Annotated in this window: 13 protein-coding genes; 2 read left to right on the top strand and 11 right to left on the bottom strand. The window is 63.5% G+C overall.

The window, feature by feature from the left end; genetic code table 11:
- Position 1: 1 nt before the first annotated feature.
- From ACIQUF_RS03120 to ACIQUF_RS03085, 8 genes are all read right to left on the bottom strand, one after another.
- Complete coding sequence (locus ACIQUF_RS03120) at positions 2-796, bottom strand: hypothetical protein (RefSeq protein ID WP_403128290.1); 795 nt, start codon at positions 794-796, stop codon at positions 2-4.
- Entirely contained in the window at positions 777-2,453 is a 1,677-nt protein-coding gene (locus tag ACIQUF_RS03115) for a GspE/PulE family protein (protein ID WP_403128286.1), read from the bottom strand. The genes ACIQUF_RS03120 and ACIQUF_RS03115 overlap by 20 nt, the downstream gene beginning before the upstream one ends.
- Positions 2,454-2,510: 57 nt before the next feature.
- Positions 2,511-3,044, bottom strand: a complete 534-nt coding sequence (locus tag ACIQUF_RS03110) for a response regulator (protein ID WP_403128283.1) — start codon at positions 3,042-3,044, stop codon at positions 2,511-2,513.
- A gap of 237 nt (positions 3,045-3,281) precedes the next feature.
- Positions 3,282-3,926: a SurA N-terminal domain-containing protein gene (locus ACIQUF_RS03105; RefSeq protein WP_403128280.1), complete on the bottom strand. Its 645-nt coding sequence runs from the start codon at positions 3,924-3,926 to the stop codon at positions 3,282-3,284.
- A gap of 12 nt (positions 3,927-3,938) precedes the next feature.
- Positions 3,939-5,456, bottom strand: a complete 1,518-nt coding sequence (locus ACIQUF_RS03100) for an ABC transporter substrate-binding protein (RefSeq protein WP_403128277.1) — start codon at positions 5,454-5,456, stop codon at positions 3,939-3,941.
- A 3-nt stretch (positions 5,457-5,459) separates the two neighbouring features.
- Positions 5,460-6,125, bottom strand: a complete 666-nt coding sequence (locus ACIQUF_RS03095) for an SCO family protein (RefSeq protein ID WP_403128274.1) — start codon at positions 6,123-6,125, stop codon at positions 5,460-5,462.
- Positions 6,122-6,784 (bottom strand): SCO family protein, encoded by a 663-nt coding sequence (locus ACIQUF_RS03090; protein WP_403128271.1) that lies wholly within the window; start codon positions 6,782-6,784, stop codon positions 6,122-6,124. The genes ACIQUF_RS03095 and ACIQUF_RS03090 overlap by 4 nt, the downstream gene beginning before the upstream one ends.
- Positions 6,781-8,760, bottom strand: coding sequence for a cytochrome D1 domain-containing protein (locus ACIQUF_RS03085; RefSeq protein ID WP_403128268.1), 1,980 nt, complete (start codon positions 8,758-8,760; stop codon positions 6,781-6,783). The genes ACIQUF_RS03090 and ACIQUF_RS03085 overlap by 4 nt, the downstream gene beginning before the upstream one ends.
- A gap of 371 nt (positions 8,761-9,131) precedes the next feature.
- On the opposite strand from ACIQUF_RS03085, the gene ACIQUF_RS03080 reads away from it, so the two are divergent.
- Positions 9,132-9,824 carry an Ig-like domain-containing protein gene (locus ACIQUF_RS03080; protein ID WP_403128264.1) on the top strand — a complete coding sequence of 231 codons (693 nt, stop codon included), beginning with the start codon at positions 9,132-9,134 and terminating at the stop codon, positions 9,822-9,824.
- Positions 9,825-9,851: 27 nt separating this feature from the next.
- On the opposite strand, the gene ACIQUF_RS03075 is transcribed toward ACIQUF_RS03080, so the two are convergent.
- The 3 genes from ACIQUF_RS03075 to mnxG form a co-directional block, all read right to left on the bottom strand.
- Positions 9,852-10,229 (bottom strand): hypothetical protein, encoded by a 378-nt coding sequence (locus ACIQUF_RS03075; RefSeq protein WP_403128261.1) that lies wholly within the window; start codon positions 10,227-10,229, stop codon positions 9,852-9,854.
- Positions 10,189-10,404: a hypothetical protein gene (locus ACIQUF_RS03070; protein ID WP_403128258.1), complete on the bottom strand. Its 216-nt coding sequence runs from the start codon at positions 10,402-10,404 to the stop codon at positions 10,189-10,191. Before ACIQUF_RS03070 ends, ACIQUF_RS03075 begins: the two co-directional genes overlap by 41 nt.
- A gap of 554 nt (positions 10,405-10,958) precedes the next feature.
- Positions 10,959-16,814, bottom strand: coding sequence for a manganese-oxidizing multicopper oxidase MnxG (gene mnxG, locus ACIQUF_RS03065; protein WP_403128255.1), 5,856 nt, complete (start codon positions 16,812-16,814; stop codon positions 10,959-10,961).
- Between the two features lie 240 nt (positions 16,815-17,054).
- On the opposite strand from mnxG, the gene ACIQUF_RS03060 reads away from it, so the two are divergent.
- Complete coding sequence (locus ACIQUF_RS03060; protein WP_401081066.1) at positions 17,055-17,342, top strand: hypothetical protein; 288 nt, start codon at positions 17,055-17,057, stop codon at positions 17,340-17,342.
- Positions 17,343-17,345: the final 3 nt, after the last annotated feature.

Genomic DNA, 17,345 nt, shown 5'->3' with positions numbered 1-17,345 from the left:
CTCAGGCCACCGCCCGCCACATGGCGCACAGCGGGTCGGTTTCGCTGGCCGGTTGGCACAGTTGCACCGCCGCCAGTTGCGGCACGTCGCCCCGGCCTGGGGCATGCAGGTAGACCTGCGGCATCTGCTCACCGTACAGCTCGCAAGTACGCTCGATCAGCGCTTGCAGCGCCTGGTCACTGTCGGCGCAGCCCTGGGCCAGCACTTGCTGCCAGGCGCCACCGCAAGCCAGTAGCAGCACACTGCGGCGGGGCTCGGCGAGGACGAAGAGGAAGTCACCTGCTTGCAGCTGCGCCGAGCAACGGTTGTAGGCGGCCATCAGGTACGGCTGTACCGAACGCAGCCGTAGATGGCTCTCCTGGCCCAGTGCCTGCAGGCCCTGCAGCAGGGCGTCGGGCAGCGCGGTGGCGATACGCGCGGCACCCGCTGGCTCTGGCGACAGGACGATGCGCCAGTCGTCCAGCGACTGCCCGTAGAGGTTTTCGAAACAGGCTCGGGCGTAGGCATCCAGCTCGCGTGGGTGGCTGATGGCATCGCTCCAGGGCACCAGGCAGAAGCGGCTGTAGCGGGCTGACAGCAGCACCTGCAACTGGCCGCCACGCACGGCGTGTTCGGCCAACAGGGCGCTGAGCGCTTGCAGCGCCGCTTGCCAGGCCGGTTGCGCGGCCTCGCAGGTGAAGGCGCGGCTGCCCAGCCACTGGTGCTGGCTGCCATGCCAGCGCCCCAGGCCGACACCCTCTGCGCCGAGCACGGCGCAGTATTGATTGGAGGCTCGATCACGCAATGAATGTGACACGGTTGATCTCCTCGAGTGTGGTACGGCCCTCGCGGACCAGGTCCAGGGCGGACGTGCGCAGCAGGCGCAGGCCGCGTTGGCAGGCCAGCGCCTTGATCTGCGCCAGCGGGCGGCGTTCGACGATCATCTGCCGCAGGTCGTCGTCCAGGTGCAGCAGTTCGGCAATGGCGCTGCGCCCGCGATAGCCACTGCCACGGCACTGGCCACAGCCTTGGGCGCGGACGAACTTCCAGCCGTGTACGGCGTCGCGGGTCAGGCCCGAGGCGGCAAGCAGGTCGTCGTCGACTTCGCAGAGGCTGCAGCAGTGTGGGCAGGCCAGACGGATCAGGCGTTGGGCCAACACGGCGTTCAGCGCAGAGACGAAGCTGTAGGGGTCGACCTGCATCTGGCTGAAGCGGCCGATCACATCGAAGACGTTGTTGGCGTGGATGGTGGTGAACACCAAGTGGCCGGTGAGCGCCGACTGCACGGCGATCTGCGCGGTGTCGGGGTCGCGGATTTCGCCGACCAGGATCTTGTCCGGGTCATGGCGCAGGATCGAGCGCAGGCCGCGGGCGAAGGTCAGGCCCTTCTTCTCGTTGACCGGGATCTGCAGCACGCCGGGCAGCTGGTATTCGACCGGGTCTTCGATGGTGATGATCTTGTCCACGCCGTGGTTGATCTCGCTGATCATGGCGTACAGGGTGGTGGTCTTGCCGCTGCCGGTGGGGCCGGTGACCAGGATCATGCCGTAGGGCTCGCCAGCCAGGCGGCGCAGGGCGCGCAGGGTTTCGTCGGCAAAGCCCAGGGCCTGTAGCTGCACACCGCTGACCCGGTCGGACAGGTCTTGCTTGTCGAGTACCCGCAGCACGGCGTCTTCACCGAAGATGCTGGGCATGATCGACACACGAAAGTCGATCTGGCGCTCGCCGACCGCGACCTTGAAGCGGCCGTCCTGGGGCACGCGCTTCTCGCCGATGTCCAGCTCGGCCATGACCTTGATGCGCGAGATCACCTGGTCGGCGAAGGCGCTGCCGCTGGCCTTGCCGGCAGCGTTGAGCACGCCGTCGATGCGGTATTTGATGGTCAGGCCCTGGCCGGTCATGCCTAGGTGGATATCGCTGGCATGCTGCTTGAGGGCGTCGTAGAGGGTCGAGTTGACCAGCTTGACCACCTTGCTCTGGTCTTCGCTGATGCTGGTCAGCGACAGGCGTTGCAGCGGGTCGCTTTCACTGCTGGTTTCGGCGTCGTGGTCGAGGGCATCGACAGCGTGGAAGCTTTCTTCGTGGCGGGCCAGGAAGGTGGCCAGGTCGGCGGCGTGGGCCAGGTACAGCGGCGCGCCTTGCAGCACGTCGTCGATCCAGGCCAGGCGGGTGTGGTCGAAGGGGTCGGCGAACACGCCAAGCCGTTCACCGCCCTGCTCTATCAGGACGAACTCACGCTTCAGGCACTGGGCCAGGCTGACCTGATCGAAACGCGGGGTGCTGGCCAGCAGCGCCTGGCTGTCCAGCACCGGGTAATGCAGGGTGGTGGCCAGGCGGCGGACGAAGGTGTCGGGGGTGTCGCAGGACAGGCGTTCCAGGCAGTTGAGCAGGCGCTCGTCGCTGGCTTGCAGGCGGGCCTGGGCCAGAAGGTCCCGGGGATAGGCCGAAACGGTGTGATCGAATGCATCGGACATGGCCTGCGACTCCGCTCAGGGGGCGCGTCGCAGGCTCGGTGAGGGCTGCGGGCGCCGCTATTCCCCAGTGAGCAGTTGGTCGTCGTCCGGTCCAGGGGGATTGGCGCCATTACGGCGGCGGTCGGCCAGGACCCAGCTACCATCGAACAACTGCAGGGGGAACGATTCGTTCCTCGACTGGCGTCGCTCGACGAACCCATCTGCCGGGTTGTCCGTGGCCCTGCGCCGGCGCTCGATGCCCATCAGGTCGAAGATCGCGCGGGCCAGTTCCACCAGTGGGAACGGCTTGAACAGGACATGGGTCACTCCCAGCTCGGCGGCGCGCTCACGGACCTCGGCGGTCGGGTGGGCGGTGATCAGCACGAAGTGGCATTGCCTGTTCTTGCGCACGGTCTCCAGTACCTGAAACCCCTCCATATCGGGCAAGCGGTAATCCAGCACAATCACACTCGGTGCCAGGCTTTCAGCCAGGCCAATACCACTGGCACCGTCGTGGGCAACACGGACTTCCAGGCCTTGCGCCTGCAGATACGCTTGCAGGTTCTGCGCAAGGGTCTGTTCGTCATCGACTACCAATACTCTGTTCACCAAGGTCGACTCCCAAGAACTGCCCGGTTACCCGGTCTGCGAAGTGCGGCCTTGGTAAGGCTTGAGCAGGCTTCGTGCCAGGCGTGAATAGTCATGTTGCACCGCTTTAAGTCGTTGATTTTACTGAGGCCTGTGATTACTACTGGAGCAGCCGCCGATTCGCTGCCCCACATCCGGGGCAACTGATGGCACTTTGCCAAGGCATTATTCCCCAGCTTTGGGGAAACGCCATTCGGGGCGTCAGTCAGCGAGCTCCACTGTAGCGGATTCACGCAAACGTTGGCGCACGCTTTGCCGTGCTTGCGTCTGCAATTGCCCGATGAGCGCGGCCCTGGCCAACACCAGGCCCTGTTCCGGTATGACCGAAGGGTTATCACTTTGGTTCTGCGCTCCTTGCAGTCTTTCTCGATTGGCCTGGTAGAACGCCTCCACCTCGGCTTGGGTGGGCGCCTGGACCGCACTGAGCTGGGCGTATACCTGTTGCGAGGCCAGCTCGTGGCGCATGTAGTCAGCGTAAGCTGCCCGGTCGAAACCTGCATCCGCCAAGCGCCTTTCGAACAGCGCCGGGCTGCCGAACGCCGCTTCCACTTCACCAACCTGTGCCGACACTTGTTCATCAGTAATGACGATGCCCCGGCGCTGGGCCTCCTGCCATAACAGCTCCTTGTCGATCAGGTCATCCAGGGCCTGGGCGCGCAGACGTTTGTACAGGGCCGGGTTGCGGATGCTGGTAACTGCGCGGCCCTGGGCTTCGAGGTACTCGCTGAAATAGCGCTCCAGGCGCAGCAGCCCGATGTCCACGCCATTGACCCTCGCTGCAGGCATGTCTGCCCAGCTTGTCTGGGCGAGCGTCAGCAGCATCAGGCACAAACATAGAGTCCGCATGGTGACCTCCAATCAAGGGCCGTCCGGCACGGGCCGGTATGGGGCTACAGAGATGAAACGCGGCCCGGGGAGCGCCACCGCGACCACGTGTGCACCGGCCATGCCCTGTCGTCGACCGGGGCCGAAGCCCAGCGCCGGGGTCAGGCCGGTATCGATGTCGTGCAGGCCTTCCAGGGCGGCCACCAGACGCTCGCGGCTGGTGTCGCGACCGATCTGCTTGAGCGCCTCGGTCAGTAGCCGCAGGGCACACAGGGTGTTGATCTGCAACGACGCCTGGCGCGGGTCGAGGCCTTGGCGCTGCTGCAAGCCGGCCAAGGTCGCCAGGCCCTGCTCGGTCCAGTCGCCAGGCACGAACGGATAGGCCAGGAACACCCGGTTTGACCACCGTGCCGGCAACGTCGCCACAGCACCGGCCACCTGGCCGGAACTGGCAAACAGATAGGGTTCCCGGCCTGCCGCCTGCGCCGTCGCAGCCAATTCAGCAAAGGCCCGAGCGCGCCCTAGGAAGACAACACCCTGGCTGAGAACCGCCTGACCGGTGAAAGCCTCGACCGGGGGTAGTACCCAGCCCTGCTGATGCAAGCGCTCGCGCACCTGTTCGGCCAGCGATGCCTGATCGCTGCCGGCGTACACCACACGCAGGCCATCCGGCGCCAATCCCAAGGTATCGCGGGCATGCACGGCCAGGCTCAGCAGCTGCGTGGCGATGCCTGGCAGCGGGTCGAACATCTGCAAACTGCCGCCACTGCGTGGCGTGCTGCCGATCAAAGGCACGCCTTGCTGTTCGAGCACCGTGGCCAGGCGCTGGTCGAGCATTGGCGCCAGCGGGCTGATCAGGGCGAATGCCTGCTCTTGATTGAGCACTCGCATCAACGCTTGTTCGGCGCCGGCCTGATCGGGGCCAGGGTCGACCACCACCAGTTCAAGGCGACGCCCATGAATACCGCCCTGCTGATTGAGCTGCGCCAAACCGTCTTCGAGCACGGCGCGCACAACCCGCCCGGCCTCGGCCAACGGCCCGTCGGCCGGTAACAGCGTACCCAGGCGCAGCACGCCCTCCTCCACGCCGGGGTCACGGTCCTCTCCCAGACGTTTCAAGTAAGCGGTGAGGTTGCGCTGATCGGCCAGGGTCAGCTCGAAGCGTGGCATGGCCGGGTCCAGGCGACTGCCGCCGGGGTCGACGCCGTGCTGGATGGCGCGGGCCAGGCTGGCGTCGGTGTAGGCCGGGTAGCTGCGGGCGTTGCTCTGACGGGCGCCTTGGCCCAGGGCCAGGCGTTGCCAGTCGAGGATCGAAGGGCGTACCCCTCCTTCGGCGCGGCCACGCCCATCGTTGCCGTGGCAACTGGCACAGGGCAGGACGCTGGCGGGGACGCTCATGTCGCTGGCGCCGACCCTGGCGGTGAGCTGGGCGTCGCTGCTCGATACTCCCTCTCGATAAAGGCGTTTGCCAGCCTGTTCATTAGCGCTTAGGTCCAGCGCCGATGCCTGACCGCAGAGGCTCAAGCTGATGAGCAACGCCAAGGCCCTCATGGCTCACCGGCCTGCCAAAGGCTGGGTAAGCAACTGCATGCGCTGGGCGATGGCCTGTGGCGGCGCATCCGGCCGGATCTTGCTCCAGCGCTTGCCAGCCACATCCCCGGCAATCAGCTGGGTAGAATGCTGCTCGGGGCTGGGCAGGAACTGGCCGATGCGCCCGAGCACCAGGTCTACATTGGCCTTGTCGCCCGTCAGGAACAGCCAGTTGGCACTGTCTACCCCCTGTTTCTGGGCAAAGGCCTTGAGCACAGCAGGGCTGTCGTTGAGCGGGTCGCTGCTGATCGAGACGAAGGTCACCTGGCTGCCCAGCTCTGGCCCCATCGCCTCGCGTACCTCGCGCAGCTTGCGGGTGATCAGCGGGCAGGCGTCGGTGCAATGGGTGAAGATCACGTTGAGCATCACCACCTTGTCCTTGAGCACATCGCTGTAAAAGCGCAGCTCTCGGCCGTTCTGATCCTGCAGCACGGTATCGGTGAACCAGGTCTGCGCATCGCGGGTGCCGCCGCCGCTGGTCATGGTCGGTGGCGCTGGCTGCGGGCTGGGGCCACTTGGCGCATGGCCTTCGTGGGCCATGGCGACCGAGGCGAAAATCCAAAGGCAAGCGGCCAACACCAGCCAGTCGAGGCTGCGCATGGTCGCATGCTGCGAGCTGTGAGCGCTCATGGTTGCACCTCATGGTGATCGGCGATGGCGGTACTTTTGGCGTGCACGCGGCGGGCGCTGAGGCGGTTGATTTCGGCAATCAGCACGGCCGGGTCGGTAAAGCCGTAGTAGCGCGTCCAGTGGCCGCTGCGCCCGTCGCCCACCAGGATCAGCGGCGGGTGCTGGGTGAGGTCGGCGCTGAAGCTGCCCAGGCCTTTGAGGGTTTCGGTAATGGCGTAAGGCGAGCCAGTCAGCCAGCTCCAGCCGGGGCCGTGCTGGAACGCCTTGGCGTAGCTCTGCAGGCGCTTGGAATCGTCACGCTGCGGGTCGACGCTGATCGACACCAGGCGAATCTCCTCGCCCACCCGACCGCCCAATTGCTGTTGAACCTTGCCCATGATCGACGACACCACCGGGCACACCGTGGTGCAGCTGGTGTAGATGAACCCCATGACCACCAAATGCTCACCCACCAGGTCCTTCTCCAGGCGCACCGGCATGCCGTTCTGGTCCAGCAGCGAGACATCGGCAAAGCGCACGCTGGCCTTTTCCTGGCGCGCCGCTGCCTGCGGTTCGGCAGGGCTGTTGTGGTCATGGCCGGCGTGGGCCAGGGCCAGGTTGCTGAACCCCGCCAGGGCCAGGCTCAGGGCAAGCAGCTTGCATGCATGCGTCGCGTTCATCGCACAGTCCTCACTTCAGTCGGGGAAGCGGCAGTCGCTGCGGTCGGCAGGACGCGCAGGCTGGTGTAGTTGTCTTCGGCAAACTTGCGCCCCAGTGAAGGCGACTGCACATGCAGGTACCAGGCGCCAGCCTCCGGCAGTATCAGCGAGGCCTGGTACACCCCCTCGCCCACTTCTTCCAGGCGCAAGTTGCGCGGCATCGACGACGGGGCCAGAAAGTAGCGCAAGGTCAGGTCGTCCAATCCCAACCTCGGCAGGCCATCATCGCCGACGATGCGAACCTTGGCGGTAAAGGCGCTGTGCTGCGGCAGGGGCTGGTCGAGGCCGATGAACTCAGCGTGGGCACCCTTGCGTTTACTGGCGTCGGGGGCAGCGGCCACATCGGTGCTGAAGCAATGGATGATCTGTGGCTGGTTGAGCAGGAACGCCACATCGAACTTGCCCGCCGCCGGCATTTTCACCGTCGAGCCGTACACCCCCGGCGCCACTTCGCGCAGGCTGCGGTCGATGACGATGGCCGCGCGGGCCTGATGACCACGGTTGTTGTAGCCGGACATCGGCGCGTTCATGCCCTCGGCATAGAAGTAGGTGGTGTTGTCCACCGGGTTGACCACGAACACCGAGTTGTCATCACGCGACACCGAAAGCCCCTGGGCCAACGGCAGGTCACCCGCCTGTCGCGGCGCGGCCGGACCGGCCTCGAAGCCCTGAACGATCGGCGTGCGCCCCTCACCCAGGCTGCCCAGGTTGATCATGCTCACTTTCGAGGACGCCAGGCCGCGCACATAGGCATAGCCTTTGGTGAAGGTCAGCTGGTACGGCTCGGCCGCCACCGGGATGCGGTGGATCAGTCGGTCGGTACTGGCATCGATCACCAGCGCCTGATTCTCCAAGGTGTTGAGCACGATGCCATAACGGCCATCGCTGCTGAAGCGCATCGGCCCCAGGCCTTGTTCGGCCTGCACGGTGTGGCGCAGCTGGTGGCTGTGAGCATCGTAGACGCGCACCGTGCCTTCCGAGCCATCGCTCACATACACCGCCTGGGACAGCGGCGAATAGGCCACAGCCAACGGGTGCGGTCCGACATCAACGGTTTTCACCAAGCGCATCTCGGGGATGTCGATGATGCTCAGGGTGCCGCCATCGCGGTTGCTGACGTAGGCATAGCGCGAATCGGCGCTGAAGGCGATTTCATGGTGCCCCGACCCGGTGGCAAAGCTTTTCAGCGTCGTGCGGCCCGGTACATCGATCACCGTTACTCCGCCCTTGGCAGGGTCAGTGCTGTTGTTGCCGACCCACAGCCGGTGCTGGTCCGGCTGCAGGGCTACGCGCAGCGGCATCTCACCGGCATCGAGGGTGGCGATGCGGGTGAATGTTTCGGTGTCGATCAGCGCAACCTTGCCGCGCTCAGGGATCGACACGAATACCTGCTTGTCGTCACTGGTGGCTACCCAGTCCATGGGCCGGCCCGGCAGGTCGATACGTGCCATGGTGCTGGTGACGCCACCCACTGACACCGTCGGGTCGATCACCGTCAGGCTGGCGTCCTTGTTCAGCACCAGCAGGAAGTAACTGTTCAGGTCGAGCAACGGCCTGGCGCCGATGCTGCTCTTGAGAAACAGCGCGACACGGGCCTTGCAGCTCTGGTCACGCGTGCTTTCCGGCGTGGCTGCCTGCGCTGGGTCGATCCACGCCCCCGGCGCCATGCCCGACAGCGGCTGGCCGCTGGCCTGGTCGGTGACCTTGAAGCGGATGTTGGCGAAGGTGCCCTCGCGCAGCTCGCCGCCGGCCAGCGGCCGGGCTTCGAACTCCACGTTCACGCCGTCGCGGCTGAGCCGGTGCAGGGCCTGCGGGTCGGCGGGCTCCTGCTGCAGCTCGCGCAGGTCGCACCAGAGTTCTTCGTAAACGACCCCTAAACCGATCAGAGCCACGCTCAGCAGCAGGCCGGCGTAGGCTGGGCGTAGTTTGAAGATCATGTCGGTGCCCTCGTGCCTGGACGGGGATCAAGCGCAGGAGGAGTGGCGGTTTCGGGTGGGATGGACATGCAGCACCTCCAACGGATTATTGTTCTGTGGAAGGATTAGCAAGCGCTGTGCCAGAGGTAAAAAGTTTCTATAACAGTGGGTTAGCGTGACAACCAGAGAACATTGGGGAGGATGACCCGGGCAGATTCCCCGAAAACGGGGGGGCTGGGCTGCGGCCTCTTCCCTGCCCTCACCTAGCATTTCTGCTAGTTTCGGCCAAGCGTGATAATGCCCAAACTCATGGCTACTTCTGATCATTTGCTGGAGTCAGCATGAGCACTTCAATCGCAACGCAAACCGTTAGCCGGGGAGTACAGTAGCCCATGCCGACCCTGCCCCCTGATCTCAAAGCCGGAATCTTTGCTGCCAATCAGTTGCCAACCCCCCAGGTAGATCGAGCCGAGGCAATATTGAAAGAAGTCAGGCCACTGGATTTCGGCTCTCCTCATACCCAAACGATCAACGACAACTACCTTATTCTGCGGAACCGGCCTCCGAAGATGCCGCCCGCTTCTACTAATGCTTCCTATCAACGTCACGCCTGCGGTGGTACTCCGCCCTACCGCTACAGTACGGTAAACCCAAGTATCGTGACGGTGTATCCAGGAGGGCTGGTGGTGGCGACAAGCACGGGAACAGCGCGTATTACGGTCACCGACAACAATGGGCAAACCGCCTGTTACGACATCACGTTCACCGGCACCGTGCGCTATGTGGAGTTGGTTAGTTCTGCAACTTACGATCACCCCAAGGGTAGTATCAACCGCCCCGACGCCTGGGGACTCACGTGTACTCAGATGCGTCAATTCTGGTCAAACTATATTAATGAGAGCCCCACCCAGTCATTAACGGGTATTTTGGGATGGCCTCATAACACTTACTGGACGACGGAGCCGCATGGAGCAACTGACGCGTTCCATGGTGTAGAAGAGTTGAATGCTCGCTCACCCAACTGGTTTAACGCTGTGTCGAGAAATGCTTCTAACCGCCCCTCGATAAGAAGGGTAAATTGGTAGTATGAAAGTATGTACACCCATCGCGGCTCAACTACCGGCGTTAGGCTGACTGAAGAGAACCTCAGCGGATCGAGGCCGCGAATCCAGAAACTCAGGCGTCACAGATTTGATGGAGTACTTCAAGCCAGAACTATTGGTTTTATCGAAGATTTTAACAACAATAGATTGAATATTCGCCACTCTGGCTTGGTACTCTAGCTCCCTGCCTACGAACACCTGATAACGAGTCTCTCCGCCGCCAACCTGAGTTTCAAAGAGTGCCACCGCATCTGCATTCATCTCCATTGAGACATGAAAATTGGTCAACTCCTTAGAAGTAGGGCTAAATTTAAAAGAGGCATACTTATATTTGGAAACCTGACCATCAATATCCGCAGCAATCTTTTTTTTTTTGGACGCCCGCATTAAACTCGACCGTGTACGCTTCGTCGCCGAGGAAGGTGATGTCATAACCGGTGCGGTTCAAGACTTTGCCAGTGACAGGTCCGTTAAGGAGGTCGTTAAAAGTATCGAGATTTTCGTGAGCTGCAGGCTTCCAAAAATTCCAGGATTCCCAAATTTTCCAAAACCTCTTGTTCATGGCGGTATTCCTGATAGTGGGTGACCGTTTGCACGATAACCGCCACATACCCCCTGCGCTACTGGCAAAAATGATAGGTAATAACTTCAAAGTGCTGCGCAAGACCCCAATCGTTGTCCCAGCCCCAATGGTCCTGGAAACAGACCCGGACGGTACACTGCCTCCGTTCAAGGCCATCAATGGCGCAACGGTACGGGTGGCCTACGAGGGCATGAGCGATCGCGATTCTATTTTCATGGAAGTGATCGGCCCTAACGCAGCGGCCTCATTCAGTGAAACGAAAATCGGCGGCACCACTGGTTACATCCAATTCACGGTACCACCTGCGGTGATCGGGGCTAATCAGGGCAAATCGCCCAACGTGCAGTACACCGTGACCCGAGAAGGGGGGCAGCTACCGAAATCCCTCTCTACATTGGAAGGTGGCCGCAACAATGCATCACACCCTCATGCAGATAGGCAGCACACAGAAAAAGCCATTGAAGTTTCCAATGGCTTTCTCAGTTGTAATCAATCCTTTGACAAGCGTTGGCATCCTTGCCTTTATCCATTGACTACTGCCCCGCCGCCGTCGGCGGCGGATCATTGGTCACCCGCAATATCCCCCACAACCCCGAGGTATTGCCATATGCCGCATAGTCCCGGAACAGATAATCCCCCGGCACCGCATTCGCCCCACCGGCACTCGGCAGCATGAAGCTGAAGTGCGCCGCCGGCAGCACGCTCTCCTGCGCCCCCACATACATCGACATCGGGTTGTAGCCGAAGCGCACCGAGCCGATCCCCGGCAAGCTCATTGGATACCCGTCGAGGTCATTCTTCTCAGCCTGGAAGGCATGCAACGGCCACAGGTGCCCGTCGAGTTGGTAGGTAATACCCCGGCTCCCCCCGCTCGGCATCACCACATGACTACGCAGCGGTTGCCCAGGCTTGGCCCACAGCACCGGGGTCTGGGGGTCGCCGCCGACCAGGGCATTGCTATAAGCCATGTGCGCGTTGGGCACGTCGGCGAAGCCAAAGCCATCGGCATGACCGAACGGTGCATCCGGCGCCAGGCCGAAGCGCAGCCACAGCGGTTCGGTCTTGTAGTTGATGGCCATGTTGCCGTTGTCTTTGGGGTCACCCGGCACGCCGTTGCCTTCGGTGGCGATGCCCTCCACCGGCCGGCCATCGGCCCAGCGCATGTTCAGCGAGCGCTGCCAGACCGTGACGAAGTCGCGGTAGTCCGGCTGGCCGCTGACCTTGACCGTGGCCTGGGCGCGGCTGGCAGTGTCCTCGGTCCAGGTCGCGGTTTGCGGGAGGATGCTCATGGCGCCGACCAGGCCCTTCTGCGACTGCTTGATGACATCCGCCGGAGTCAGGTTGAGGCCACCGAACTCGATCGCCGTGGTGTTGATGTTGTCCACCGTTCGGCCCAGTTGCAGCACCGGTTTGCCTTCACGCTCCAGGTGCCCCGCGTAGTACTGGTACACCTTGGTCGGGTAGGCGCCGCTGCTGCCGCTACGCGGTGGCACGGTCTGCACCGGGTTGAGGCCGACGTTGACACCATCGGACTTGGTGATGTCGTAGGCCAGCAATTGCGCATGCAGGCCGACGTGGCTGGACGGCCGCATCAGGTTGTTGTTGAAGGCGGTGGAGCCTTCGCTGCCGTTGCGGTCACGCTTGACCACGTTCTGCATCACCGCCGTGCTTGGCAGGTCGGGCATGACCAGTGGAAGACGGTTCTCCAGGGTGATGCTGATGCAGTCGCCAGCGTTGGCGCGCAGTACCAGCGGCTCCACCGGCACCCCGGCCTTGAGCTTGCCGGTGCTGGTGTCGAGGTCGGCCTTGCGCACGTACAGCACGGCGGTCGGGTCGTGCAGCGGTGCGCTGTGGCCACCCACGGTGAAGGTGGCGCCGTCTTCTTCGTCGGTCACCGTCACTTGCGGGATGCTGGTTTTGCGGCTGTTGAACACCAGGGTACCGCCGTTGGCCTTGAGCGGGCCGCCGACGTGCTGGCCGATGCCGGCTGGGTCGTTGATGCTGACGCCGTGGCGGTTTTCGAGGATGTCGTTGGCCAGTGCGGCGACAATCTCGTAGTTGCGCTTGACCGTCGCCCGGCTGCCGACGCCGTTGGGGTTGGCGGTGGTTTTCGGGCAGATGCCGTCGAAGTTGACGGTGTTGCGCATGGCCACCGGCTGCGGGTTGTTGGGCAGCGGGAACAGGTCGGCGCGTTGCGCAGTGTAGTTGCGCATGACGCCCCAGATCCCGTTCCAGTAGCCTTCCAGGGCCGCGTCCAGCGAGTACAGGTAGTCGCCGTTGGTGGCAGCGGAGCTGGAGATCATCGACACCGGCGACATGAAGCCCAGCTGCTCGGAGATCCCGATCATCTGCGACGACTTCCAGCCCGAGTTGGAGCTGTTGCCGAAGCCGGTGCCGTTCTGCAGCCATTTGACGCCGTGCAGGGTGACGTTGTGTTCCTCTTCATGGCCGCCGGCATGCATGCGCAGGCGCACGTTGTCGCCGGAGTAGGTGCGCAGCAGCGGGGTGAACGGGTCGCCCGGCTCGCTGCCGGCTGCGTTGATGTGCGGCGGGAACAACGTGGTGCCGCCGGTGGGGCCGACCGCCGAGGTGATCGCCGACGGGGCCAGGTTCATCGCCGGGATGGCACGGTCGGTGCGGTTCTGCAGGGCATAGCCTAGGTCGCCGCCCAGGCCATCGGCCTGCATGCCACGCTTGCCGTCCGGGGCAACCTTGTTCGGGTCGAACACGCGCAGGGCCAGTGGCTCGTTGCGGTAGTTGACGACGAACATGCCGGGGTCATCCACCGAAATCGCCTGCGGGCACGGCCGGGTCGGGCAACCTGGGCTCAGCCCGCCGCGAGACTCGACTACCGACTCCAGCAGGGTCGAAGCCTTTTGCCGTACCGGTGGGTTGATGGCGTAGCGGAAGCTGTCGGTGGTGGCCGGGTAAGCCTGGCCATTGGGGATGCCGTCGGGGCCGGCGCCTACGTACACGCCGGCTTCATAGGCATGCTGGAAGTCGCTGTACTCGAGGAAGAACTCGCGGTAGCTGTCGTTCTTGCCATCGCCATCGTGGTCGCCGGTCTTGATCACCGCCTGCCACGAGGTCGGGCCGCCGTCCTGGCGCAGCGCCGGGTTGTACAGCTGTTCGCCGGTTTCGGCGTGGTACCAGGTGGAGCCGGCAGGCTCGGCCAGCACGGTGGCGTACAGGCCCAACTGCTGGTGGGTCGATGGACCGAGGTGGTCATGGGTGAAGATGGTGCCCAGGCCACGGTCGACGTTGTGCACGTTGACCAGTGGGTCGGCGAACCACCGTTGCATGGCCGTGCGTGCGCCTAGCCAATCAGCCCTGCCGAAGCGGCCGAAATACGGGTGCAGCTTGGCTTTCGGGCAGGCGGCTGTGCCATCGCGGCTGTCGCCTTCGCTGCATTCGTTGAACGCACGGATGGCATGCACACGTTCCACCACGCTGCCGGGCGAGAGAATGCCGTCCTCGTAGTTCCAGCCGTTGGCCGAACCGTCGGCGGCGGTGAGGTCCCACTTGGGCAGGTGGATATGCTGGCCGATCACGTCGGTTGGGGTGCGCACCTGGTAGTCGTCCATTTCATAGAACGACGGGATCAGGTTGGTGTGCTGATACATGGTGCAGTCGAAGGTGTTCATGCGCATCACCAGCGGCTCTGGCGGGCGCTGCTTGGTGATCACCGGCCAGGCGTCTTCCCACAGCGCGATGATGCGCGCTTGCGGAAAGTGGTAGCCGACTTTGTTGTAAACGGCGTCGAACTGGATGTTGGCGCCTTTGTAGATGCGTGGCCGGTCGGCGGTGAAGGTCGACGCGCCACGGAAGTTGATGCCAGTGAGGCTCTCGCCGCTGAAGAATTCGCCGGTGCCCGAAGACTGGGTCAGGCGTTTGCCGCGGTCGTCCATGCACGGTTCAAAGAACGGCGCGCCCGCAGTGGGCAGCGCACCATTGGTGCGGAACGTCCTGGCCACAGGCTGGCTGCCGGGGATCAGTGCGAAGCTTGGGTGCTCGGCCTTGGCGTGGAACTGCATGGCGGCCTGCTCGACGTCGGTGCCTTCTTCCGGCAGGTAGATCGGCTTGGCCTTGTGCACCACCTTGGAGAAATCCAGCTTGGTGGTGGTGGTTTCGGCTTCGCCACCCGCAGATACGCCATCGAGTGCGTGACGGCCGAGACCGCCGTCCCAGCCGTCGACCTGGTTGCCGTCGAGGTTGGCCCACAATGCCTTGCCGCTGTCCTTGAGCTGGCGTGCCAGGGCCGGGTCGAGCATGTCCAGCGGTGGAGTTGGCGGGCGTTGGCCGACGCTGCTTTCCATACCGCCGATCCAGAATGGATAGCCTGGGTTTTTCAGGCTGCCGTCGGCGTTGCGGTTGGTCTCGCTGCGATCGACCAGTGCCAAGGAGCCAACTGGTTTGGCGAGCGGTGCGTTGCCATGGTCGTCATCGCCCTCTTCCTCGCCTTCGTCGTCATCGTCATGCTCGGCAACCAGTTGTTCGGAAAGTTTCGGCACCACCACGACCTTGCCCGGCATCGGCGCCATGGCTTTGCCTGGCAAGGGCACGATGGCCGGAATCGGCGTACCCGCAATGATCTCGCCATCCGGCAGCGCCCGTGCGCCGACCGCCGGTTTGCCGCTGCGCAGGGCGAATGGCGTGCCGTGGAAGCCGTTGGCGCCCTCCCCGCTGACTTCCAGGCGGGTGCCTTCCTCGAACACATCATGCACGCGCCACATGGCCCACATGCCTTGGGCGAAGTGCGGGTAGAAGTGGCAATGGTAGATGGCGTCGCCCGCCACCCGGTTGCGGTTGCCCGAACCGCCGTTGGCGATCTCGTAGGTGTAGCCCACACCGGGGCCTATACCTTGAGCATCGATATAGTCGGAGTTGTCGTCATTGGGGTTGAACAGCCACTGATGACCGTGAAGGTGGAAAATGTGCTGCTCGTGGCCATTGTGGGTGTTGCGGAACTTGGTGAAGTCACCAATGTAGCTGTGGTGCACGTTGGCCGGCTCCGACGGGTACAGTGCCATGCTGGCTTTGACGCCGACAGCGCTGGCCGGTGGCGTTTCGCCTGGGCGAATATGTTCCAGCCCGGTGTTGGCGGGGACATCCACGAGGGTGCCGATATCGCCCACGGTGTGCGCGCTGAGGAAGAACTCCTCATAGGCGCAGGACAGGCAATCGTGCATCGGCCCGACCCCCAGCCGGTTGGCCACGACCTCGGCGCCCATGCCGCCCGAACCGTAGTTGATCATGAACGAATCGCGCGCTGGCTCCAGCACATGCCCCATCACTGGGTCAGCCCAGTACGCCGGGAAAGCCTGGGTTCCGGCCACTTCATCGGCGAACTGCGCGGCGAAGTCACGGAAAGCGTCCAGCCGGTTGGGCAACGCCGGGTTGCGTTTATTGATGCTCTCCAGCGGGTAGGTGGCGCGCGGAAAGCTGCCGTCGGGGTTCGGACCCATGACGATGGCGTCGGTTTCGCTGCTGAGGATTTCGTTGCCGTCGATCATCGCGATGATGGGTTTGCCGGCCTTGCCTTCGGCGATCCACGGCTGCACTTGCGGGTAGCGCGCCTCGTAGTTGACCACCGGTTGGCCCGTGGCGGTTCGGCCGGTGCTGGCCAGGCGCATTTCCTCTTCGGTCAGGGTATTGCGGTAGGTGCGCCCACCTTTGGGGACTACGACGACCTGGCCGAACAGGCCATTGGACACGTTGCCGCCGTTGCCTTGGCCACCGAAGGTCGCCCCCAGGCTGGTGGCCGCGAAGGCGCCTTCACGTTCGGCATAGAGGGTGTAACTGCGGGTGTTGCCGGGGGCGATCAGGAAGTTGCCGTTGCGGCCGGTGTTGGCGGCAATGTCGCCAATGCTGTTGACCGCCTGCAGGCCGTTGACCTGGAAGCCAACATGGCGGTCGGTCACCTGCTCGTCGGCGACGAAGTTTTCGCCGCCTTCATTTTCTACTTCCGGGGCTTCTTCCCCTTCTTCGCCTTCGACCTCGTTGTCTTCGTGATCGAAGCCGTGCTTGTTGGGGTTGGCCTGATACGCCAGGAGGTTGGTCAGATTGACCGTGAGGCAATCACCGGCGGCAACCCGCAGCACGATAGGGCGTGGGCGTTTGTCCGGGCGCAGGGTGACCTTGCCGGGCACGGCGGCCCCGCCCTGGCTCAGCGGAACCTGGTGTTCGTCCACCACATCCTGGCGCAGCGCGAACATCATGCCATTGGCGTTCTGCGCGCCAAGACGGTTGAACATCAGCGGCTGGTCCAGGGCCACCACGTTGGCCACCAGGGTGCGCTGGCATTGCACAGCCGCCTCGCTGGTCGCTCCCCAGCCCATCAGGGCCAGAACAAGTGATGGCAGGACGAGGGCTTTATTCGGGGTCGACATGCTGCACCTCCGGGACACAGGGACTCTGCGGGAGGTTCAGCAAGGTGTATGCCACAAGCGAAAAGCTTCTGTTATCAGCGATTTACTGTTGTGCTTAGCGCACAGTGGGGAGGATCCCCCGCAGTATTCCCCAGATCGGGGTATGAAGTGGCAATTGGCCTCCCCAAAAAAAGTTGAACATTCGCGCCAATCCGCTTTCAGAAAATCGATGCACGACACTTTCCCAGGAGCCCCGCAGCGATGAAGATGCCCGGCCGTTCCCCTAACGCAAACCTGCAGCTCGACTATGTTCGCGACACGCTGTTCGGCCCGGTGGCGCAGAGCGTGGAATGCCAATGCCAACTTGCCGCATTGAATCTCCAAGGCCGCCCGGCCCTGAGGTTACACATCTGCCCACCGCTGCCAGACAAGGTAGAGCGCGCCCACAGCGTGGCATTCGTGTGGGACGGGCGTAGCTATCACGGTGTGGTCCGTGACCAGGGCAAATGCGGCGATGGCGGCCTGAACCTGCTGGTTGAGCTTCAATAAGCC

Origin of the sequence: Pseudomonas sp. NPDC090233 (assembly GCF_044772285.1) — a bacterium.
GTDB lineage: Bacteria > Pseudomonadota > Gammaproteobacteria > Pseudomonadales > Pseudomonadaceae > Aquipseudomonas.
Note: the sequence above shows the minus strand (reverse complement) of the source record. Positions and strands in the feature narration are given on the sequence as shown.

Bases quoted from the DNA above. Each gene is read 5' to 3' on its own strand.
- ACIQUF_RS03105 (WP_403128280.1), bottom strand. From the start codon at position 3,926: ATGCGGACTCTATGTTTGTGCCTGATGCTGCTGACGCTCGCCCAGACA.
- ACIQUF_RS03060 (WP_401081066.1), top strand. From the start codon at position 17,055: ATGAAGATGCCCGGCCGTTCCCCTAACGCAAACCTGCAGCTCGACTAT.
- ACIQUF_RS03085 (WP_403128268.1), bottom strand. From the start codon at position 8,760: ATGATCTTCAAACTACGCCCAGCCTACGCCGGCCTGCTGCTGAGCGTG.
- ACIQUF_RS03080 (WP_403128264.1), top strand. From the start codon at position 9,132: ATGCCGACCCTGCCCCCTGATCTCAAAGCCGGAATCTTTGCTGCCAAT.
- ACIQUF_RS03095 (WP_403128274.1), bottom strand. From the start codon at position 6,125: ATGAGCGCTCACAGCTCGCAGCATGCGACCATGCGCAGCCTCGACTGG.
- ACIQUF_RS03070 (WP_403128258.1), bottom strand. From the start codon at position 10,404: ATGAACAAGAGGTTTTGGAAAATTTGGGAATCCTGGAATTTTTGGAAG.
- ACIQUF_RS03100 (WP_403128277.1), bottom strand. From the start codon at position 5,456: ATGAGGGCCTTGGCGTTGCTCATCAGCTTGAGCCTCTGCGGTCAGGCA.
- ACIQUF_RS03075 (WP_403128261.1), bottom strand. From the start codon at position 10,229: ATGCGGGCGTCCAAAAAAAAAAAGATTGCTGCGGATATTGATGGTCAG.
- mnxG (WP_403128255.1), bottom strand. From the start codon at position 16,814: ATGTCGACCCCGAATAAAGCCCTCGTCCTGCCATCACTTGTTCTGGCC.
- ACIQUF_RS03090 (WP_403128271.1), bottom strand. From the start codon at position 6,784: ATGAACGCGACGCATGCATGCAAGCTGCTTGCCCTGAGCCTGGCCCTG.
- ACIQUF_RS03115 (WP_403128286.1), bottom strand. From the start codon at position 2,453: ATGTCCGATGCATTCGATCACACCGTTTCGGCCTATCCCCGGGACCTT.